This window comes from Streptomyces sp. NPDC048257, assembly GCF_043201855.1.
Lineage (GTDB): Bacteria > Actinomycetota > Actinomycetes > Streptomycetales > Streptomycetaceae > Streptomyces.
The window spans coordinates 77,540-98,279 of sequence record NZ_JBICZI010000001.1; the positions used below are offsets into that span (position 1 = coordinate 77,540).

Consider the following 20,740-nt stretch of genomic DNA (forward strand, 5'->3'; position numbering starts at 1 on the left):
GCAGGCGTCAGCCGTACACCGACCGGTAGTACGAGACGGCGCCCGGGTGCAGCGGGACCTCGCCGGTGGAGATGGCGAACCGGGGCTCCAGCCGCGCCCCGGCCGTCACCTCCCGCAGCAGGTCGCGCCACCGCTCGAACACCACCTGGAGCAGTTCGCGTACGACTCCCTGCGGTACGTCCGCCCGTGCCAGCAGGTAGTTGCCGACCCCGATGGTTCCCACCGGCTCGGTCAGCCCGTACACCCCGGCGGGGAGCGTGACGGCCGTGTAGACGGGGGCGTAGCGCTCACGGAGCGCACCCACGTAGTCGTCGAGCGGCAGGAAGCGCAGCGGCATCTCGCCCGCGAGCTCCGAGAGGGCCGGTGTGGGCACTCCCCCGGACCAGAACAGCGCGTCGACCGAGCCCTCGCGCAGGGCGCTCACCGACGCGGCGAGGCCCAGGGGCCGCTCGTCGGCCGACGGGTCAGGTGCCCGTTCCGTTGCCGGTGCGGATGCGGGTGGGGGTGCGGGTGCGGTTGCCGATGTGTCGCTGAGGCCGGCCGCCCGCAGGACCCGTTCCGCCACCACCTGTACCCCCGAGCCCGCCGCGCCCGCCGCGACCGGCCGCCCGGCGAGGTCCTTCACCGAGCGCACCGGCCCGGCCGCCGGGACGAGCAGGTGCGTGTAGTTCACGTAGACCCGGGCCAGCGCCGTCACGGCGGCCGGACGGGGGAACGACTCGCGCCCCAGCACCGCGTCCCCGGCCGCGTCCGCCATGGCCAGGGCCAGCTCGACGGAGCCGTCGTCGAGCTTCCGCAGGTTGTTCACGCTGGCCGCGGTGCTCACCGGCACGATCTCGATGCGGCGGCCGCTCGCGGCGACGGCCTGCGCCAGGGCCTGCCCGAAGGCGTTGTACGGCCCGCCCTCCGGTCCCGTCGCGAGCCGTAGCCGCCGTACCGGACCGGACTCCCCCGAGCATCCGGCCAGCGCGGCGGCCAGGGCGCCGAGGCCGGCGCCCATCGCCTGCCGCCGGTTCACCGCTGCGCTGGTCACGGCGGAAGCCTAAGCCGTGGCCGCCTCACCCGGCACCCGCCGGCCCGGGCAGCCCTGCCATGGACTCGCCGCCTCCCATGTCCAGCCGGAACGGCGGGTACTCGTCGGTCATGAGGGCCGCGTAGACGAGCACCCGCATGGTCCAGCGCACCAGGCCCATGAGCAGGTCGAACAGCCCCTGCGGGTACCTCCCGGTGGACGCGAGGATCACCATCGCGACGAGGGTGAGCAGGCCGATCAGCCCGGAGGAGAACGGACTGTACTCCGCGATGTACTTGTACGCCGTCCAGCCGCCGGTGACCAACAGCATGACCACGAGCAACTGCGGTATGACCAGGAGCCACTTGACCAGGACCAGGCCGCGGGACAGCCGATCGGGGTAGGCGACGTCGACGCGGATCGGGTAGTCGGCCACGTCCTTGAGGGTGAATGGCGGGTACGTGTCGGTCCCGAGCACCGTGGAGGCGTAGTAGTTGACGCGCGTGCTCCAGCGTATGACGCCGACATTGAAATCGAAGATCGGCCGGGGGTATCTGCCCGTGATGAGGATTGCGAAGAACGCGACACAGGTCAGCGGAACGAACGCGATCTGGAGGAAGAGCAGGACGATGTGATGGGGGAAGGCGAGGATCCACTTCACCAGCCACGCCCATCGGCTGAGCCCGGTGTCCAGCGTCGCTTCGACGCGCAGGGGGTGGGCGGAATCAGGAGACATTGCTGCCACATCCTTATCTCACACGGGGTATGCGAAATCAGCTGTCTCCCCATGAGGCCGCATGAAGGGGACCCCGCGCCTGCCCCTGGATTTCGTGACACGCGAAGACGTGACTTGACGACGGGCGGCGCATCCGGCATCCGAGACACACCCACCGTCCGGACCGGCGAAAACGCACGGCACGGGGCGACAATTCGCCGATGTCAAGCCACGAGGTTCCGGGGCGTGACGAGAGGCTTTCCCGTCGGTTCCCATGAGGAAAAGCCACAGGAAATTGCGCGGGACGCGGCCGGGAGGGAATTTCCTCGAGGAGGACGGGAGATTCCGATGCACACCATGACCATCATCGTCGCCACTGTCACCGCAGCATGCACCAGCACCGCGTACATCCGGTACGCCTCGACGGTCTGCCGAGATCAACACATACCTCTGGTATTCCACAGGCTCGCCATGGTCCCGCTCTGGGTCGACCTGGTGTGCCACCCGGTCTGGTTCACTTGCGCCGTCCTGCTCGGCTTCACGCTGCCGCTGTGGGCCGCCATGACCCTCTACTGCGCAGCAGCCCTGCTCCCCTGGGAGCTCATACGCCGTCGCCACAACCACCGCGCCGGCCCGCTCGCCGCTTCGGCGGAACGCCCCCTCACGGTCCGCTAGGGCAACCTGATCAGCGGTGTTTCCGGTGACCGTGCTCCCCGTGTGGTGGGTACGGCGCCGCCGAACCCCTTGTACGGGCAGGGTGGACGGGCCATGACAGAGTCATGCTCATGTCGACTTCTACAACGCACGGCCCCCGCAGGCACGCGATCGCGGCCGCACTGCTCCTGAGCGCGGCCCTGTCCCTGACGGCCTGTGGCGAACGGCGCGCCACGGACGCGGCGCCCGGCGCCACGGTCGAGGCGCCGAGTCCGAACGCGAGTCCGAGTACGAGTACGAGCCCGACAGCTCCCGGGGCCTCCCCCTACGTGGAGCCCGGAGTCGGCGACGGCGGCCCGCACCACGGGGAGAACAACGCCCACCGCCGCGCGGGCGAGATGTCCCCCGCCAGTGCCAAGGACGCACAGAAGGAGGCCGGCCGCATCGAGCCCGTTCTCAAGCGGCTCTGGGAGCAGGGGAAGTGGGACCCGGACAGTGTGCGTACGGCGCTGAGCCCGCTCGGGTACGAGAAGGACCGGCTCAGCGTGCGGGAGATGGACCCGCGCTACCAGGGCGGCCACTACGTCACGCCCGAGGGCGCCCTGGTCGGCCTCCACGTCCATGACGACGCGTGCGTCACGGCGTTCGTACAGAAGACCAACTACGAGGTGAAGACGAACGGCCCGTTCATGGAGACGGGCTGCTTCGAACCGCCCGCCGGCCACTGAAGGCCGTCACAGCAGGCTCAGGGCGGGTCATTCCTCGTGGAGCCCATCCGGACGGCGGCGGTGATCCCGTCGTCGATCGCGGCGGCCTTTCACGGTCGCCTCGTAGTCGGCCTTCGGTGGCCGCCCACCTTTCGCCGGGATCGTCGCGGCCGTCCCGCGCCGGGCAAGCCGGCGCCGACTGGCCGCTTCACCCGGACCTGGTCGAGCACCCCGTCCGGACCCGGTGCCGGATCCCGTCGTCCTGCCGACGCAGGTTCCGCGGCGGATCGTCTTCGATCAGACGCTCTGGTCGGGCATGATCTCCCGGACCTCTTGCGCGCAGCGGCACGCGGCAGCGAATTTGGCGGCCCACTCCAGCGCGTCCTCACGTGAGGGCACATCGATGATCGAGAACCCGCCGAGGACCGCCTTGGTCTCCGGGTACGGGCCGTCGGTGACGGTCCCGTCGGTGGCCACGACGCTCGCCCGCTGCCTTTCCAGCCCACCGCCGAAGACCCACACAGCGGCGTCCTGAGCCTCCCGCACCACCTCGTGCGAGGCCTCGGCCACCTGGGGCAACTCCTCCTCGGGGAAGGTCATCGCGCCGTCGTCGAACGAGATCAGGTACCGGGTCATCCATGGCTCCCTTGGCGTCGTCCTCCTTCGACCGCCTCTCACCATACGGCGAACGCCTCCCTCCAGAACCGACACTCCCCCCGGCTTCCGAATCAGGCCCTGAAGGGTGTTGCAGAAGGGCAGTCCTGGGCATTTGCCCGGCAAGCGTGGTGTCGGTACGGCGCCCGCCGACCCTCTCCGACCGGACGGGCGGCTGAGAGGTCCGCGCGACCGCGACCAGGAACCGGGCCCGGTCTGAAGGCTCCGAGCGGCCTCGGGGCAACCGGGGGCACGCCCCGAGGCCGCTGCTCGCCAGGTCTCGACACGGCCGGCCCCGCGAATCCTGCACCGTCCAGCGTCACCGCCAGGCCACGGCTGCCGACGGGCGTCCGGCTGGCGGGGGGGCCGGCCCGAGCGTGCGAGGAGGAACCGCGGTGGTGCTCACCCCTCCGGTGGAACCGATGCCGTCGCAGGCCGCCGGGGCGCTCCCGGCCGGGCGCCCGCTCGTTCGGCCCGTCTGAGCCGGGCGGGCCGTGGCGTGGAGCACGCGGGCGGGGACGGCGCGTTCGTTTCCGGCGGATCGGGATTCACCGGCTGTGGCGGTGCCGGCCGTGGTGGTTCGGTTCGCCGGTCGCGAGGAGGACGAGGGCCAGTCCGAGGGGCAGCAGGAGAAGCAGCATCACAGTCATGCCGTCTCTCGTGCCCGCATCTCTAGGACCGACACGACGAACATTCGGCCGCCTATTCACCCAGGCACCACGGGCCGCCTCCTCCACGTACGCGCCCGCGTCCGCGCGGAGGACCGTGAGGCTGCAGGCGGTGGCCAGCGTGGGCCCATAGGCCACGACCTGCCCAGCGGCACGTTCGGGGAGCAGGCCGTTCGCCGGGTCGGCGAGGACGATGGCGGCGACCGCTCGCACCGGACCGGCGGGTCGGCAACCGCCTGATGGCGGGCACGCGGCAGACCGTCCGCAAGCAGCGCAAGGAGCGCGATCGCAGGGCCTCGTGAGGACCGCTGAGGGGCTCGTGCTCACGCCCTTCTTGGTGACCGTTCTCGCGATCGGGGGCTACGCTCTCAGCCCCTGAGGCGATCGGTCGTGGAGGTGCCGTGGATGCCCCTGTCCCGGGAACGCCCGTCTTCCTCTCCCCGCAGACCGCCGAACCGACCGCCGACGCGCCGGTCCGCGTCGTGTGGACACTGGGCGACCGCGGCCGTGACCTGGACGCGAACCTGGTCCGGCTGGGCGCGGGAGCCGTCGTCGAAGAGCACACCGAGACGGTTCTGGGGATGCTGGTCTTCGTGGTCGCCGGGGCGGGCGAGATCCGCACCCCGGACCGGGCCGTGGCGCTCACCCCCGGCTGCGTGGCCTGGCTGCCCGCCGGTACGACGCGCGCCTTGCGAGCCGGCCCCGACGGGCTGGTCTACACCACCGCACACCGCCGCCGCCCGCCCCTGACCCACGTCCCGGAACCCGGCCCGGACTCCGGCGAGCCGGCCTGCCTGCTGCACCTCGTGTGCGACGGATGCGGACGCCTGGCCACCGACCGTGACGCCCGCTTCTGTAGCCGCTGCGGCACCCGCCTGCCTGAGACCCGGCCTTAGGAGGTGCCTGGCGAGTTGTCCGGCATCCCCGGCCTGCGCGAGCTGCCGCCGAACGGAAGCCTTCCGGTGGCGGTCGGCTCGCCTCGCGACCCGGGTGGCGCGCACCTAAGGGCTGTCCCGTAATCCCCGGCGGGCGCACGACGACAGCTACGGCACCTCGCTGCGTTGCCGGAACGCCCGAACACGCACAGTATGAGGACGCTCCTCCGCCTTGCGATGCACCGCATCTGACGCCGTGCGCTGATCCACCGGGGATTACGGGACAGCCCTTGGGCTGATGGTGCTGCCCGGGTCCCTCGGACGGCAGGAGACCATGCCGTGAAGCCAACCCACGTCCGGCTGCGCCGGGCCTGCGCGGCCGCTGTCGCAGCAGGCCTGCTCATCGCCCCGGCAGTCGCGGGATCCGCCTACGGGGCCGCCAAGGCGACTCCCGTTTCGGTCGCCGCCCCCACTCCCACCCCCTCGGCGGACACCGACTTCCGTCCGCTCACCCCGGCCGTCGCCGCGCAACTCGACGCGGCCGTGCGTCAGGTCATGCGCGAGGCACAGGTGCCGGGCGTGACGGTCGGCCTGTGGGCCCCCGGCAAGGGGAGCTACCTGCGCTCCTTCGGCGTGGCGGACAAGGCGACCGGCGCGCCCATGACGAGCGACCTCCACGTGCGCATCGGCAGTGAGACCAAAACGTTTACGGTCACCGCCCTCCTCCAGCTCGTCGACCAGGGAAAGGTCGGCCTGGACGACCACATCGGCAGCTTCGTCACCGGGGTCCCGAACGGTGACCGCATCACCCTGCGCCAGCTGGCGGGCATGCGCAGCGGGCTCTTCAACTACAGCCTGGACGGCGACTTCATCAAGAAGCTCCAGGCCGATCCCGAACAGCCCTTCACCCCGAGGCAGTTGCTCGACTACTCCTTCCGGAACCCCGTGCAGTTCGAGCCGGGCGCGGAGTTCGACTACAGCAACACCAACCTGATCCTGCTCGGCCTGGTGGTGGAGAAGATCACCGGTCGGCCGCTCCACGAGGTCATTACGCAGGACGTGCTGGGACCGGCCGGCCTCCGGCGCACGGTCTTCCCCACGAGCCCGGCCCTGCCGACCCCTTACGCGCACGGCTACACCGACCAGACGGCCTCGGGCAAGGTCGAGGACTCGACCCACTGGAATCCCTCCTGGGCCTGGGTCGCCGGCGAGATGATCTCCGACGTACAGGACCTGCGCAGCTGGGCCCAGACCCTGGCGACCGGGACGCTGCTGAAGCCCACGACCCAGGCCGAGCGCCTGAAGACCACCCCGATGGACATTCCGGGGGCCGGCTACGGCCTGGGCGTCTTCGACGTCCAGGGCTGGATCGGCCACAACGGCTCGATCCCCGGGTACGAGGTCCTGCCCGTCTACCTGCCGCAGGCGCGGGCGGCGATGGTGATCGTCCTCAACACCGACAGCCAGTACAAGGGCCAGGAGCCCAGCACGCTGTTCGGCGAGGCGGTCACCGCCATCGCGACGCCCGATCACGTGTACCCGGGCCACAAGCCGGTCGTACCAAAAGCCGGCTGACTTCCCATCAGGTCGGGTCGAGGGCCGATCGGCGCCCACTGTCATCAGAAATTCACCGAAGGAATTCCTATCGGCCGACCGATTTCCACATGACACCCCTTCGCCGAAAGGTGCCCGGGTCAACCGAGTTGTCCGCCAGGTGAGTTACTACCCAGAAGACATGGAAGGTTGCACAGAGTTCGGGTAGCTTTCTGTCACGTCGCCGCCACACCCGGGGCACAGGGCCCCATGGGACTAGCGGCGCAAAGGACCCGACCCCTGTTGACGACAGCAACCGAAGTCTTCACAGTCCGGCCGTACACCCCGCATTGCCAGGTGATCAGCACCGAAGGCGATCATGCCGTAATTGGCATTTCCCCGGGGAACAGTTACTTTTCGGCCCAACGAGTTACCGACCTAGCCCACTGGGGCCTGCGCAACTTCGAGCAGGTCGACCTCATCTACACCGATCTGCACGTGGCCGAAATGTACGAGGCCCTCGGCTACGGTGAAGACGAAGCCCGACGCAAGGCGGTGAAGAACCTGCGCGGTGTTCGCGCCAAGGTCAACAACGCCGCCGCCGACGCCGATCCCACCGGCATCCGTCTCCGCGCCCGCCCGATGTCGTCCCTCACCGACATCCCCGCGTACCGGGCGCTCCACAGCCACCTGACCCACCTGCTGGACACCGACCCGGAGTTCCGCAGGACGAGCAACTCGCTCGTCGACGCGTTCCTCTCGTCCAAGGTCCTGAACGGAAAGGCGGCCACCACGCGGCAGCGCGACGTGTGCCTGGAATACGTCTGCGCCGAAATGCCGCTCTTCCTCGACACGCCGGCCATTTTGGGCGTGCCGTCCTCCCTCAACTGCTACCACCAGCTCCTGCCCATGGCGGAACTGCTCTACTCACGCGGCTCGGGCCTGCGCGCCTCGCGCAACCAGGGTCACGCAATCATCACCCCCGCCGAAGGAGTTCCCGATGTCCACTGACACACTGCTCGACTTCCCGTTCTCCGCGCGCGGCGACCAGCTCCCGCCCGAGATCGAGGAGCTGCGCAGCGAACCGGTGAAGCGGGTTCGCACGATAGCCGGGGACGAAGCCTGGCTCGTCTCCTCCTATCCGCTGGCCAAGCAGGTCCTCGAGGATCCCCGGTTCAGCCTGAAGGACACCTCGGCACCCGGTGTGCCCCGTCAGTACGCGCTGACGATCCCGCCCGAGGTCGTCAACAACATGGGCAACATCACCGGCGCGGGACTGCGCAAGGCCGTCCTCAAGGCGATCAACCCCAAGACCGACGGCCTCACCGACTGGATGCGGGCCCAGGCCACCACCCTGGTCGACAGCCTCCTGAGCCACGGTGCGCCCGTCGACCTGCGCGGGCAGTTCGCCAACCCGTACGCCGAGAACCTGCACTGCCGCATCCTCGGCGTACCCGAGTCCGACGCGCCCCGGCTGGCCGCCAGCCTCGACATCGCGTTCATGAACTCGGCCTGCCCCGTCACCGGTGCCAAGCTCAACTGGAACCGGGACATCGCCTACATGGTGGAGCGCCTCGACGACCCGACCACCACCGGGCTGATCGCCGAGCTCGCCGCGCTGCGCAACGACCCCGACTACGACCACCTGACGGACGAGATGCTCGCCACGGTCGGCGTCACGCTCTTCGGCGCCGGCGTCATCTCCACCATGGGCTTCCTGACCATGGCGATCGTCTCGCTCCTCCAGCACCCCGAGATGTGGGAGCAGTTGCGCAAGGAGCCGGAGAAGATCCCGGCCGCCGTGGACGAACTCCTGCGCATCAACCTGTCGATCGCCGACGGCCTGCCCCGGCTCGCGCTGGAGGACGTCACCCTCGGCGACGTCGAGGTGAAGAAGGGCGAGCTCATGCTCGTCCTGGTCGAGGCCGCCAACACCGACCCGAACGTGTTCCCCGACCCCCACGTCGCGGACATCGACCGGCAGAACGCCGGTACCCACCTCTCCTTCGGCGGCGGACAGCACTACTGCCCGGCCACCGCTCTCGGCAAGCGTCACACCGAGATCGCCATCGAGGTGCTCCTGGAGAAGATGCCCAACCTCGCACTCGCCGTGCCGGTCGACCAGCTGGTGTGGCGTACCCGCTTCATGAAGCGCCTGCCGGAGCGCCTGCCCGTGCTCTGGTAACCACCAACGAGTGATCGCGTCGGCGCGCGGACCACGTGCCTGCTCGATGATGGCCCCGGCCGGGGGGAATTCGGCCGGGGCCATCGCCCTGCCCGAGACGGTCGTCCCGTACGGGACGTGGACGCCGTACGGGACGCGGACGCCGTACGGGACGCCCGGTGAGCCCCGTCGGTGACGTCGGCTACGTCCGTTACGTGAGCAGCGTCGGCTGCGCGGCGAGGAAGGCCGCGATGGTCGCCACGAACCGGTCCGCGTCGTCGAGCCAGGGGTAGTGTCCCGCCCCCCGCTGTACGACGAGCGTGGCGTCGGGGAACAGCGCGGCGCACTCGGCCACCGACCGAGGGGGGCTGTTCACATCGAACTCCCCGGCGAGCAGCAGGACGGGAGTCCCGCAGACGCTGAGCGCGTCGCGGGTGGCCTGCGGATCGAAGGCGCCCTCGGCGGCGAAGAGGGCGACGGCTTCCCCGTTGTCCGGCCGGGCCGCCGCCTGGTGCCGCTGCGCCACGGTGTCCCAACGGCCGTGGAAGAAGGGGCTGATGGCGTCCCAGTCGCTGCCCCTGCCTTCGCTGATCGCCTCCAGTGCGGCGAACGCCGCCGGGAACCACGGCTCGTCCTTGCGCAGCCGGGCGAGTTCTCGCCGGGTCTCCCCCGTGACGTCCACGCCGACGGCCCGCAGGCCGGGCGTGATCATGGCGAGCCGGTGAACACGGTCGGGGTACCGGGCCAGGTACTGCGTGGCGGGGTTGGCACCGGCCGAGTGGGCGAGCAGGTCGATCCGGGCGAGGCCGAGGTGTTCGCGCAGGGCCTCGATGTCGTCGACGAGGCGGTCGCAGCGGTAGGTGGAGGTGTCCTCGGGCACGGCGGACCGGCCCGTGCCGCGGAGGTCCGGGACGATCAGCCGACGGTGGGCGGACAGGCCGCCGAGGTCCCCGAGGTAGGCGGAGTCCGCCGGTCCTCCCGGGACGCAGACGACCGGGTCGCCCCTTCCGTGGATGCGGTAGGCGAGCCGGGTTCCGTCGGGGGCGGTGAAGGTGGGCATGTCGCAGATCCTGACAGTCATAACCTGGTTGTACAACCGGGTTATGACGGAGGCCTCGTGCCGGTGTATAACCGAGTCGTGGCAGGGAGAGAGAGTGCGCGCCGGACGCCCGAGACGCTGACCGAGGAACAGGCCGTACGGATGCTCGCCGGCATGAACGAGGTCATCCGCGCGGGCGAGGAGATGCGCAAGCTGCGCGCCGAGATGATCAAACTGTTCGCCGGCTTCGGCTGGACCCAGGACCGGATCGCCCGGATCGCGGACATGAGTCAGCCGGCCGTGTCCAAGCAGGTGGCGAAGTACGCGGCCGACGACCCCGCGCCCCCGGTGGGGCTCGCCCTCGACCAGTACGACGCCCCGTGGCTCGAAGGACGCCTGTGGGGGCTCGCCGAGGTGGTCGCCGAGACCCTCGACGTCGCGCGCTGCACCCGCTGTGTCGACGCCCTCGCCCGGGGCCGCAAGCGCTTCACGCCCCGGACCGTCGACGAGCTGCGGCGCCTCGTCGAGGAGGACCTGCTGCTCCACCGTACGGAGCTGCCCGCCGGCTTCCGGGCCGCGTACGACGAGATCAGCCGTGGCCTCGACGTTCCCCCGAAGGCGGCGACGCCGACCGGCGCGGCGCCTCCGGTCTCGGCCTCGGCGCGTCGTACCCTCGCCCACCAGCTGCAGCGCGACCGGCTGCAGGGCGAGCGCTGACCCGGGTCGGCCCCGTGCCCGCATGCCTCGGCTGCTGCGCACCGCCCGAGCGGAGGCGCCGATCCCGTCCGGTTCCGGACAGCCGTCCTGTCCGGTCTGGGCAAGTCCGCCCTCTGCTGCTGAAGTGTGTGTGACCGTAACATCCAGCCGCACAAGGGGAGTTCTCATGCGCAGCCGAGCCCGCAGCACCCTCGCCACCGGCCTCGTCGGCACCACCGCAGCCCTCGTCGCCCTGCTCGTGCCCGGCACCGCCCACGCCGCCCCGGCCAAGCTCAGCCACGCAACGGCCGTGAGCAGGCTGAACGCGACGGGCGGCATCGGTCTGTCCTCCAGCGGCGGTTGCACCAACCGCAACAACGGCACGTGCACCTCGCTGGAGCAGGTCAACGCCGCCACCATCAGCGACGTCATCGTCCTGCGCAACGCGAGCCACTGCGCGCTCACCATCACGGGTGGCACCGAGGTGGGGCACGCCTCGGGCACCTACAGCCACTGGAACGGCTACAAGATCGACTTCAACCCGTCCGCCTGTGTCAGCAACTAGGTCACCGGCAGCTTCACCCGGATCGCCAACCGCGGTGACGGCGCGGCCCGTTATCGGTCCGCCGCCGGTAACGTCTACGCCCGGGAGGGCAACCACTGGGACGTCACCTTCTGCGGTGGCAGCTCCGCCTGCACGTCCGCGGCCAGTTCCTGAGCCGTACCCGGCCGGGCGGCGGGGGTTGCACCGGTACACCACGGGTGCGCCCCCGCCCTCACCGTCAGTCCTCTTCCAGCACCGCCCTGATCACGTGCCGGGCGTTGGCCGCCATCGCCGGGTTCGTCGTGCGGTAGTACGGCAGCGCGATCAGCGCCTGCGAGAGGGCCCGCCCCCGGCCGCGCCGCCAGGTCGCGTCGTCCACACCGAGCGCCTCGCGGAAGACCGTCCTCGCGCCGGCCGGCAGCAGGTTCCACGCCGGGAACAGGTCGCAGGCCGGATCGCCCAGCCCCATGCACCCGAAGTCGATGACCGAGTGCAGTCTCCCGCCGTCCACCAGCAGGTTGCCCGGCATCAGATCGGCGTGCAGCCACACCGGCGGCCCGTCCCGGTCCGGGGCACGCAGGGCGTCCTCCCATACGGCGGCCACGGCATCACAGTCGACGCCCTCCTGCGGGATCCCCCGCAGCTGCTCGATCGCCGCCCGGGTGGACGCGTCGAGCGAGGCCGGCGGCCCTCCGCGGTAGGCCTGCGGCGCCCCCGGCAGGGTGATGCTCCGCATCGCCGTCACGAACCGGGCCAGGTCCCCGGCCAGCGCCTCGGGCCGGCTCAGCGCCCCGGCCACCGGATTCTCCCCCGCCAGCCACCGGTAGACCGACCACGGCCACGGGTATCCCTCCGCGGGCTCCCCGGCGGCGAGGACCTCGGGGATGGCGGCGGGCAGCCGGCGGGCGAGGCGGGGCAGCCACTCCCGCTCCGTCGCCACGTCCTCGGCCCCGCCCGCCAGCACCGGCAGCCGTACCACCATGCCGCCGCCCAGCCGGAACATCCCGTTGACCGTGCCGCCGGACGCAATCCGTTCCACGGTCAGCCCGGCCCACCGGGGGAACTGCCCGGCGATCAGACGGCGTACGAGGTCCCCGTCGACGGGGTACGCGCCGGAGTGCATCTGTGCTGTGCTCATGGACAGCCATCCGATCGCCGGCCGCCCACGGGGTCAAACCCTTTTCCCACCGCTCCCGTGCGGCGCCGTTGCCCCACCGGGGTCGTGATCGTTTGGGTCGCTGACGGGTTGTTCGGGGCAGTCATCGACGGACAGGACGAGTGGTCGGGTTGCGAGTTGCGCGAAGGACCGTACTGCAGGCGGCGTCGGCGGGCGCCCTGACGGCGTTGCTCGACCGCACGTCCGCGGCAGGGGCCGCCCCGGACGCCGCACACGCCCCGCAGGCCCCGGACGCCGCGGGCGGAGCCGCCGGGGACCTGGTCAGGCTGCGGTTCACCCGTACGACCAACGGCGCGGCCACCGCCGCCGGGGGCCGGGTCGTCGCCGAGGTGCAGGGCGTTCTCTGGTCGCTGCCACCGGATGGTGCGCCCGCGACGCCGCTCACCCCGCCCGACCTCGAACCCTGCCGCCCGGTCCTCTCCCCCGACGGCCGCCAGGTGGCGATGAGCGCCTACCGCGGCGGCGCCTTCCACATCTGGGTGATGAACGCGGACGGCTCCGGCCTGCGCCCCCTCACCGACGGCCCCTTCGACCACCGCGCGCCCGCATGGTCGCCCGACGGCCGTACGCTCGCCTTCTGTTCGGAACGCGGCGGTGATCCGGTGGCCGGCAGCCCGTACCGGATCTGGACGGTCACCGTGACCGGCGGCCCCCCGCGCCGGCTGACGGGCCTGCCGGGACAGGACGGTCCCGGTCAGGACGGGGAGTGGGAGGACTTCGACCCCGTCTGGTCGCCCGACGGCTCGCGCGTGCTGTTCGTACGCGGCACGCCCACCGGCGAAACCCTGACCGCCCGGACCATCGCCTCCGTGGCCGCGGAGCCCGCCGACGGTGGAACGGCCCCGGTGCGGGTCGAGCACACCGTCACCGACGGCAGGCTGCTGGCCCCGGCGCTCTCCCCCGCCGGACGCACCGCCTGGCTGTCCGCGGCTCCCGGCGCCCGCAAGGCCGAGCACCTCTCCCTGTTCGCCGACGGCCGTCCGGTCCCCCTCGATGGTGATCTCGCGCCCGCACCCCCGCGCTGGATCGGCGACGACCGGCTGCTGATCACCCTCGACGGCCGGTTCCGGATCATCCGCCCCGACCGCCACGGCGACCCCGGCCGCGAGATCCCCCTCGATGCCACCCTCGAAGTGCCCCGCCCCCGCTACCGGGTCAAGGAGTACGTCCTGGAGGCCGAACAGAGCCTTCCGGTTCGGGGCATCCACCTGCCGGCCCTCTCCCCCGACGGCCGCAGCGTCGCCTTCGCCGCGCTGAACGCGCTGTGGGTCGCACCCGTCACCGGCGGGGCGCCCCGCAAGATCGTCCAGGCGCCCGTCACGGCGTACGTCCAGGGGCCGGTGTGGAGCCCGGACGGCCGCGCCCTCGTCTACACCGACGACCGTGACGGGCTGAACACCGTACGCCGCCGGGAACTCGGCGGCGGCCGGGAGAGCGTTCTCGCCCCGGGCGGCCGCGTCTACGGGGTGCTGTCGCCCGACGGCAAACGGCTCGCCGCCCTCGACCTCGCCGGGCGGCTCCTCGTCCGCGACCTCGCGACCGGGACGGAGACCCCCCTGGTGGCGGCCCTCGGCGGGGGCGGTCTGCCCGGCCCGCCCAGCTGGTCGCCCGACGGCCGCCACCTCGCCCTCTGCGACCGCAACCGGCTCAGCCGCCGCTTCCGCGAGGGTTACAACCTCATCCGCATCGTCGACTCCGCCACCGGGGCCGCCCGCCTCCACGCGCTCGCCCCCCACGCCTCGCTCGCCGACCGCTACGCCTCCGGTCCCGTCTGGTCCCCCGACGGCCGCTTCCTGGCCTGCGTCGGCGAGTCGGCCCTCTGGCTGCTTCCCGTCGGCCCCGACGGCACCCCGTCCGGCCCGGCGCGCCGCCTGACCGACGAGCCCGCCGACCACCCTTCGTGGTCCGCGGATTCCCGCACCCTGCTCTACCAGTCCTGTGCCCGGCTGCGCCTGCTCACCCTGGACGACGCCGGCGCACCGGCCGGGGCGCCCAGGTCCGTGCCCGTCTCCCTGGACTACCGGCGCCCCGCACCCGTCGACACCGTCGTGCACGCGGGACTGCTCTGGGACGCCACCGGATCCCCGCCCCGCGCCGACGTCGACATCCTGATCAGCGGCGGCCGGATCACCGCCGTCGAACCGCACCGGCCGGGCCGCCGCGCCGCCCGCACCGTGGACGCCTCCACCGGCACGGTCCTGCCCGGCCTGTGGGACTCGCACGTCCACCCGTACCCCTACACGTACGGTGCGCGCCAGGGCGCCCTGCACCTCGCGTACGGGGTCACGACCGTGGTCTCGCTCGGCGGCTCCGCCTACGAACAGGCCCGGCTGCGCGAAGACATCCGGGCCGGGCGGCTCGCCGCGCCCCGGATGCTGGCGGGCGGGGAGCTCCTGGACGGCTCGCGGGTCGCCTACAGCATGGGGCGCGCCCATCGCACGGGTGCGGGCTTCGCGCGCTCGCTGGCCCGGGCCGCGGCGCTGGACTGGGACTTCGTCAAGACGTACGTACGGGCCCCCTACGCGCACATGGCCGAGGCCGCCCGCTTCGCGCACGAGCGGCTCGGCGTCCTGGCCGGCTCCCACTTGTGCGCCCCCGGCATCCGGTCCGGCCAGGACCTGACCACGCATCTGGTGGCGACCGAGCGTGCCGAGTACGGGCACGGTGCGACCCCGCGGGGGGACACGTACCAGGACACCCTGGAGGTGTACACGCGCGGCGGTTTCGATCTCATCGCCACCCCCTTCACGGCCCTCCCGCTGATCGGCGCCGATCCGGCGCTCGCCGACGACGCCCGGGTCACGTCCCTGATGCCGCCGTGGGACGTGGCGGCCGTCCGGGCCGCGGCGGCCACGCCGCCGAGTGCCGAGCAGAGTGCGGCGCTGGAGCGGGAGGTCGGCGTCTACCGGCGCGTCATCGAGGGCGGCGGACGGCTGGCGCTCGGCACCGACGCGCCGCTCACCCCGGTCGGCCTCCATCTCCACCTGGCCCTGCGGGCCCTGCACCGGTACGGCCTGACGCCGGCGGAGGCCCTGACGACGGTGACCCGGACGCCGGCCCGGGTGTTCGGCGTCGCGGACCGGCTCGGCACGGTCGAGCCCGGCCGGATCGCCGACCTCACCCTGGTCGACGGCGACCCGTTCACCGACTTCGGCGACCTGGTCCGCGTACGGGCGACGGTCCGCGGCGGGACCGTCCGTGAACGCCCGGTCCTGGAGCGTGCCTTCACCTCGCCCGCCCCGGAGTCCGGCCACTGGCTCACGGTGCTGGACCAGATGCTGCGCGACGGCTGCTGCAGCCCGCACGCGTAGCGATGTCACTGGTCAGGGCTGGTCGTACCAGGCGAAGGCGGCGATCCGCCAGCCGTCCGCGGTGCGGACGAACTGGATGGTCTTGGTCCCGCCCCCTTGGAACGGCGTGCCGTCGAGGATCCCCGACTTGCCGTACTCGCCGAACCGCGACGCGATGTCGCCCGCGATCTCGGTCCGTTCGGAGGTCTCCCACTCGGAGAACTCGGTGAGCCGGCCGTCGGCCAGCAGGCGCCGGCGCGGCTCGATGAACCCCTCCACGGTGTAGACCGTGAACTGCGGGCCGGTCATGGTGATCACTCCGCCCGGCAGCACCAGCCGACGGATCCGGTCCAGATCGGCGGGCTTGCCGCCCCGGTTGTCGAAGGCGCCGAAGAACTCGGCGGTCACCACGTCTATTTCGGCCTTGGACGACATGGCGCGACAGTAACACCGCGCAGGCGCGGACGGAGCGCACGGAGAATTCAGTGCGCCCGGGCCGTCGTGATCACCAGAGGCGGGTTCGCCCGCTCCCCCGCCCACGCGCGGCCGTCCGCGAGGTCCGCATCGGCCACGGTCAGTGCCTCGTCCACGGTCGGGCGGTGCTGCCCGACGTCCCGGAAGCCGGTGCGCTCCAGCAGGTCCGGCAGCAGGCCGACGGGCCACGCGTGGTTGCGTACCTCCTGCCAGGATCCGTCCGTGCGCCGGAGCCGTACGGTCAGCTCGTCGCCCGGACCGTACGCCTCGCCCGGCTCGCCGATCCGCAGCGAGGCGTACTCCGTGCCGCTGCAGGCGGGATCGGTGCTCAGCAGGACGAACGGGGCGCCCGGCCGCAGGAGCCGGTGGATCTCGGTGAACACGCCGAGCACCGCCTCCTCGGTCGGCAGCGACGCCAGCACGTGGTTGCACATCACGGCGTCCGCGCAGCCGTCCGGCAGGCCGCTCACCCGTCCGTCCTCGACCAGGTGGTACCCGGCCACCGCGGTCGCCGATCCGCGGGCCAGCGTCAGCATCTCCGGGGAGGTGTCCACCCCCAGCACGCGCGCGCCCAGCCGCCGGGCGGCCTGGTCGGCCACCTTGCCCGGCCCGCAGCCGTAGTCGATCAGGACCTCGCCGACGCCGATGCGGCGGGACAGGGCCCGGAAGACGAAGGGATATCCGAGCAGCCAGTCCGTGGCCGCCTCCACCGCCGCGAACGCCTGCGCACCCGCACGTCCGGACCAGGCCGTGCCGTCCTCGGCACGACCCCGCCCCGGTTCCTCCGGTCTGTCGCTCACAGCCCCACTATCGGCCCACCGCCGCCGTACGGGGGTGGAACGACACGGTGGCGCTGCGCCGCCGTCCGCTAGAGGTCGATCCAGTAGCGGCGCTTGGGGCCGATCAGGGTGTCCCGGACGTCCTCCAGGACCCCGCCGTTGCCCTCGATCGTGCGGACGGAGGCCTCGTTGTCCGGGTCGCAGGTCAGCAGGACCCGGTCCATCCCCAGGACGCGCGCCTCGTGCAGGACCGCGTGCAGGGCCCAGGTGGCCAGGCCCCGGCGACGTGCCGAGGGCCTGATGCCATAGCCGATGTGGCCGCCCGCGTCGAGGAGGAAGCCGTTCAGGTAGTGCCGCAGGTCGATCGCGCCCAGATACGTGTCGCCCTCGGAGATCCACCAGTACGTCGCGTGGACCCGGCCGTGGTCGACCGGCACCGTGCGGTCCGCGTACCGGCCCAGTCGCTCCACCCAGGCCGCGAAGCCCTCCGGGGTGTCCACATCGTCGTCGGAGCCGAGGCCGGCTCCGTCCATGTGGGCGTCGGGTCCCCATTCCTGTTGCGCGGCCAGCCAGGAAGCGTGCAGGCGGGGGGTGGGGGCTATGAGCTCGGGCATACCTCGGACGATAACAGTCGGCGGGGCGCCGGCCGGCGCCCCGCCGTAGGGCCCGCCGAAGCCCGCGCGCCCGTCAGCGGTCCGTGGCGCCGTCCCGTCGCGCCCAGGCGACGGTGGTGCGCTGGAACGTGGCGTGGAAGCCGCCGGACTCCGTCAGCGCGGCCTGTTCACGGAGCAGGGCCTCCGCGCGCCCGCGCGGGATCAGGCCGCCGGTCCACGCCGCACGTGCGGCCCGTTCCAGGGAGATGACGCGGGACAGTTCCGTGGCCGATGCGTAGACGACGAGCTCGACCTCGGCGCGTACGTCGGTGAAGCCCGCCGAGGTCAGCAGGCGGCGCAGGTGCCGGCCCACCTGGCGGTTCGGAACGCGGCCGCCGACCGCGTCGGCGACGGCGCGCGCCGCCTCCGGGTCCCCGGAGGCCAGGACGAGGGACGCCCAGTCGGGCTCCAGGACGGTGAGGCTTCCGCCCGGGCGCAGGACCCGGTGCGCTTCCGCCAGGACGGCGGCGGGGTCGTTCACGTGCTGGAGGACGCGTTCGATGCGGCAGCCCGCGAAGCTCCCGTCGGCGTACGGCAGGCGGTGGGCATCGGCGCGGACGAGCCGGACCGGGAGCCCGAAGGCCTCCAGCCGCCTGCGGCTCGCGTCCAGCATCACGCGGCTGGAATCCGCTCCGTACGCGCGCAGTCCGGCGCGTTCGAGCTCGACCAGCTCGTGTCCCGCACCGCAGCCCAGGTCCAGGACGCCGTGGCCCACCGGTACGGCCATGCGCGTGCGCATCACGTTCTTGGGTGCGGACAGTCCGTGGTGGGCGTGGTCGAGATAGTCGAGGAGTTCCGGCCCGCGACCGCTGCGGTCGACGTCGGCGAAATCGTTCATGGCGGCACCTGCGCGGGCGCCCAGGCGGTCGGCTCCCGCGAGTGTGCTTCCCGATGGTCGATTCCATCTCCGGGCCGCCAGTCGCTCGAATCCGCATTGTGGCACACCGAAGGGGCTATGCCGGGTCCGTCGGCAGGGGCCTGGCGCGGGCGATGACCAGGGCCACGTCGTCGTGGTCGTCCGTGCGGCGCAGGGAGTCCAGCAGGCGGTCGCAGGTCTCCTCCAGCGGACGCCCGGTGTCGGCGAGCAGGGCGAGGAGGAGGTCGAGCCGTTCGTCGATGGGCTGGTCGCGGGTCTCGACCAACCCGTCGGTGTAGAGGACCAGTTGATCGCCGGGGTCCATGGCGATGGCGGTGGATTCGAAGGGGATGCCGCCGACGCCGAGCGGTGCGCCGGTGGGCAGTTCGAGCAGTCGGGGGCTCTGGCCGGAGCGGATGAGGACGGGCGGCAGATGTCCGGCGAGGGCCACGCGGCACTGGGCGGCGTGCGGGTCGTAGACGACGTAGACGCAGGTGGCGATGGTCTCCTCCAGTGCGGCGGTGGTGTGGTCGAGCTGCTGGAGCACCTGCGGCGGGTCGAGCGCGAGTTCGGCGAGGGTGCGGGTCGCGGTGCGCAGCTGCCCCATGCTGGCGGCCGCGTTGATGCCGCTGCCCATGACGTCTCCGACCACGAGGACGGTGGTGTCGTCCGGTCCGGCGATGGCGTCGAACCAGTCGCCGCCGATCTCGCTGCTGGCCGCGGCGGGCCGGTACCGGTAGGCGACTTCCAGGCCGGGGGTGGGCGGGGGGTGGTGCGGGAGGAGGTGGTGCTGGAGGGCGAGGGCGGTGTGGTGGGCGTTGCGGTACCAGCGGGCGTTGTCGATGCACACGGCGGCGCGGGCGGCGAGTTCTCCGGCCAGCACGATGTCGTCGTCGTTGAACGGCAGCGGGTTGCGGGTGCGTTTGAGGTCGAGGGCGCCGAGGACCTCGCCGCGGGCGATGAGCGGGACGGCCAGGTAGGAGCGCAGTCCGGCGCGGGTCAGGAGGTTGGCGGCGGTGCTGTCGCGTGCGATGCGGGAGATGTCCTGGGCCTGGACGTGGGCGACCAGGACCGGGTGGCCGGTCGTCACGGACTGGGTGACCAGCCGGTCCGCGGCGTAGCGGGCTATGTCGCCCGGCGGGTCGGCGGCGCGGACGGCGTCGCTGGGGTAGGCGGCGGCGAGGGCCAGTGCGCGGAACACCGCGGGCTCGTGGGCGGATGATCTCAGGGTCGGCCGGCCTTCGAGGACGGAGTCGAGGATGTCGACGGCCGCGATGTCCGCGAGTTCGGGGACGACGACGTCGGCGAGCTCCCGCGCGGTCTGCTCGAGGTCGAGGGTGGTGCCGATCCGGACGGTGGCGTCGGCGATGAGTGCGAGGCGGCGGCGGCTGCGGGCGATCTCGAGGGCCGCCTGGTGACTCTGGGTGACGTCCACCACGGAGGTGGCCAGACCCAGGACCCGCCCGGTGGCGTCCTCCAGCCGGTAGTACGACACCGACCAGGCGTGTTCGGTGCGGTCCCCGCCGTGGGCGCGGCCGGCCGTGAACTGTTCGAGCAGCGGTCTTCCGGTGGCCAGGACCTGGCGCATCGCCGACTCGGCGGCCTCCGCGTCGTCGAGGAAGGCGAGGGCCTCGCGGACGCCCCGGCCGATGTGCTCCTCGGCGGGCAGTCCGTTGATCCGCTCCAGCGTGGGGTTGACCAGCACGTACCGCAGTTCCGTGTCGAGGACCGCGAGCCCGATCGGGGACTGGGCCACCAGGCGCGCCGAGAGGGCGAGGTCCCGCTCCAGCTGGCGCAGCCGGGTGCGGTCGGTCGCGATGCCCAGGGCGTACATCTGGCCGTGATCGTCGAGCAGCCGCATGTTGCGGAACTCCACCAGGCGCGTGGTGCCGTCCCTGAGCCGTACCGGGAAGGCTCCCGCCCAGTCCCCCGCGCCGCCCATGACGCGCGCGAACAGCTCCGTGACCAGGCCCACGTGCTCCTTGGCGGCCAGCAGCCGGGCGGCGGGCTGGCCCAGCGCCTCCCCGGCCGTCCAGCCGAACAGCTGCTCGGCCTGCGGGCTCCACAGTGCGACCCGCCCCTCGGAGTCGAGGACGACCGCCGCGACGTTCAGGACGTCGAGCAACCCGCTCGGCGGGGTGACTCCCGCCATACCCGGCCTGAACCCACCGATCCCCGACCCGTCGATCGCACCCATCGGCGACGCTCCTTCCGGCATCGTCGGCCCGACGCCACCCGCCCCTATCCGCT

The 20,740-nt window shown here is 72.2% G+C and carries 18 protein-coding genes and 1 pseudogene; 9 read left to right on the forward strand and 10 right to left on the reverse strand.

Annotated elements, in window-relative coordinates; genetic code table 11:
* Nucleotides 1-7 precede the first annotated feature (7 nt).
* Together ACGFZK_RS00360 and ACGFZK_RS00365 are read right to left on the reverse strand one after the other, a co-directional pair.
* Nucleotides 8-1,033, reverse strand: a complete 1,026-nt coding sequence (locus tag ACGFZK_RS00360; RefSeq protein ID WP_393846585.1) for a TAXI family TRAP transporter solute-binding subunit — start codon at nucleotides 1,031-1,033, stop codon at nucleotides 8-10.
* Nucleotides 1,034-1,058: 25 nt separating this feature from the next.
* Nucleotides 1,059-1,748, reverse strand: a complete 690-nt coding sequence (locus tag ACGFZK_RS00365) for a DUF4389 domain-containing protein (protein WP_393846586.1) — start codon at nucleotides 1,746-1,748, stop codon at nucleotides 1,059-1,061.
* 327 nt (nucleotides 1,749-2,075) lie between these two features.
* Here ACGFZK_RS00365 and ACGFZK_RS00370 point away from each other — a divergent pair, with 327 nt between their 5' ends.
* The gene (locus ACGFZK_RS00370; RefSeq protein WP_393846587.1) at nucleotides 2,076-2,402 is read left to right on the forward strand and encodes a hypothetical protein; all 327 of its coding nucleotides are present in this window, start codon (nucleotides 2,076-2,078) and stop codon (nucleotides 2,400-2,402) included.
* Between the two features lie 110 nt (nucleotides 2,403-2,512).
* Entirely contained in the window at nucleotides 2,513-3,109 is a 597-nt protein-coding gene (locus ACGFZK_RS00375; RefSeq protein ID WP_393846588.1) for a hypothetical protein, read from the forward strand.
* Between the two features lie 276 nt (nucleotides 3,110-3,385).
* Here ACGFZK_RS00375 and ACGFZK_RS00380 read toward each other — a convergent pair whose 3' ends face one another.
* Entirely contained in the window at nucleotides 3,386-3,724 is a 339-nt protein-coding gene (locus ACGFZK_RS00380; protein WP_393846589.1) for a YciI family protein, read from the reverse strand.
* 1,087 nt (nucleotides 3,725-4,811) lie between these two features.
* On the opposite strand from ACGFZK_RS00380, the gene ACGFZK_RS00385 reads away from it, so the two are divergent.
* From ACGFZK_RS00385 to ACGFZK_RS00400, 4 genes are all read left to right on the forward strand, one after another.
* Nucleotides 4,812-5,306, forward strand: a complete 495-nt coding sequence (locus ACGFZK_RS00385; RefSeq protein ID WP_393846590.1) for a hypothetical protein — start codon at nucleotides 4,812-4,814, stop codon at nucleotides 5,304-5,306.
* 318 nt (nucleotides 5,307-5,624) lie between these two features.
* On the forward strand, nucleotides 5,625-6,860 hold the full coding sequence (locus tag ACGFZK_RS00390) for a serine hydrolase domain-containing protein (RefSeq protein ID WP_393846591.1): 1,236 nt from the start codon (nucleotides 5,625-5,627) through the stop codon (nucleotides 6,858-6,860).
* A 261-nt stretch (nucleotides 6,861-7,121) separates the two neighbouring features.
* The gene (locus tag ACGFZK_RS00395) at nucleotides 7,122-7,829 is read left to right on the forward strand and encodes a tRNA-dependent cyclodipeptide synthase (RefSeq protein ID WP_393846592.1); all 708 of its coding nucleotides are present in this window, start codon (nucleotides 7,122-7,124) and stop codon (nucleotides 7,827-7,829) included.
* Nucleotides 7,819-9,003, forward strand: coding sequence for a cytochrome P450 (locus ACGFZK_RS00400; RefSeq protein WP_393846593.1), 1,185 nt, complete (start codon nucleotides 7,819-7,821; stop codon nucleotides 9,001-9,003). Before ACGFZK_RS00395 ends, ACGFZK_RS00400 begins: the two co-directional genes overlap by 11 nt.
* Before the next feature lie 190 nt (nucleotides 9,004-9,193).
* Here ACGFZK_RS00400 and ACGFZK_RS00405 read toward each other — a convergent pair whose 3' ends face one another.
* Nucleotides 9,194-10,042: an alpha/beta fold hydrolase gene (locus tag ACGFZK_RS00405; protein ID WP_393847249.1), complete on the reverse strand. Its 849-nt coding sequence runs from the start codon at nucleotides 10,040-10,042 to the stop codon at nucleotides 9,194-9,196.
* 78 nt (nucleotides 10,043-10,120) lie between these two features.
* Between ACGFZK_RS00405 and ACGFZK_RS00410 the strand changes: the two genes are divergently transcribed.
* Together ACGFZK_RS00410 and ACGFZK_RS00415 are read left to right on the forward strand one after the other, a co-directional pair.
* On the forward strand, nucleotides 10,121-10,738 hold the full coding sequence (locus ACGFZK_RS00410; RefSeq protein ID WP_393846594.1) for a sigma-70 family RNA polymerase sigma factor: 618 nt from the start codon (nucleotides 10,121-10,123) through the stop codon (nucleotides 10,736-10,738).
* 166 nt (nucleotides 10,739-10,904) lie between these two features.
* A pseudogene (locus ACGFZK_RS00415) lies at nucleotides 10,905-11,435 on the forward strand (hypothetical protein).
* 64 nt (nucleotides 11,436-11,499) lie between these two features.
* On the opposite strand, the gene ACGFZK_RS00420 reads toward ACGFZK_RS00415, so the two are convergent.
* The gene (locus ACGFZK_RS00420) at nucleotides 11,500-12,399 is read right to left on the reverse strand and encodes an aminoglycoside phosphotransferase family protein (RefSeq protein WP_393846595.1); all 900 of its coding nucleotides are present in this window, start codon (nucleotides 12,397-12,399) and stop codon (nucleotides 11,500-11,502) included.
* Nucleotides 12,400-12,548: 149 nt separating this feature from the next.
* On the opposite strand from ACGFZK_RS00420, the gene ACGFZK_RS00425 reads away from it, so the two are divergent.
* Nucleotides 12,549-15,749 carry an amidohydrolase family protein gene (locus ACGFZK_RS00425; protein ID WP_393846596.1) on the forward strand — a complete coding sequence of 1,067 codons (3,201 nt, stop codon included), beginning with the start codon at nucleotides 12,549-12,551 and terminating at the stop codon, nucleotides 15,747-15,749.
* A gap of 12 nt (nucleotides 15,750-15,761) precedes the next feature.
* Here ACGFZK_RS00425 and ACGFZK_RS00430 read toward each other — a convergent pair whose 3' ends face one another.
* From ACGFZK_RS00430 to ACGFZK_RS00450, 5 genes are all read right to left on the reverse strand, one after another.
* Entirely contained in the window at nucleotides 15,762-16,163 is a 402-nt protein-coding gene (locus ACGFZK_RS00430; RefSeq protein ID WP_393846597.1) for a DUF4440 domain-containing protein, read from the reverse strand.
* 47 nt (nucleotides 16,164-16,210) lie between these two features.
* A complete protein-coding gene (locus ACGFZK_RS00435; protein ID WP_393846598.1) occupies nucleotides 16,211-17,002 on the reverse strand; it encodes a class I SAM-dependent methyltransferase in 792 nt (263 codons plus the stop codon).
* 68 nt (nucleotides 17,003-17,070) lie between these two features.
* Nucleotides 17,071-17,595 (reverse strand): GNAT family N-acetyltransferase, encoded by a 525-nt coding sequence (locus tag ACGFZK_RS00440; RefSeq protein WP_393846599.1) that lies wholly within the window; start codon nucleotides 17,593-17,595, stop codon nucleotides 17,071-17,073.
* Between the two features lie 73 nt (nucleotides 17,596-17,668).
* The gene (locus tag ACGFZK_RS00445) at nucleotides 17,669-18,472 is read right to left on the reverse strand and encodes a methyltransferase domain-containing protein (protein WP_393846600.1); all 804 of its coding nucleotides are present in this window, start codon (nucleotides 18,470-18,472) and stop codon (nucleotides 17,669-17,671) included.
* 115 nt (nucleotides 18,473-18,587) lie between these two features.
* On the reverse strand, nucleotides 18,588-20,687 hold the full coding sequence (locus tag ACGFZK_RS00450; RefSeq protein ID WP_393846601.1) for a SpoIIE family protein phosphatase: 2,100 nt from the start codon (nucleotides 20,685-20,687) through the stop codon (nucleotides 18,588-18,590).
* Nucleotides 20,688-20,740 lie beyond the last annotated feature (53 nt).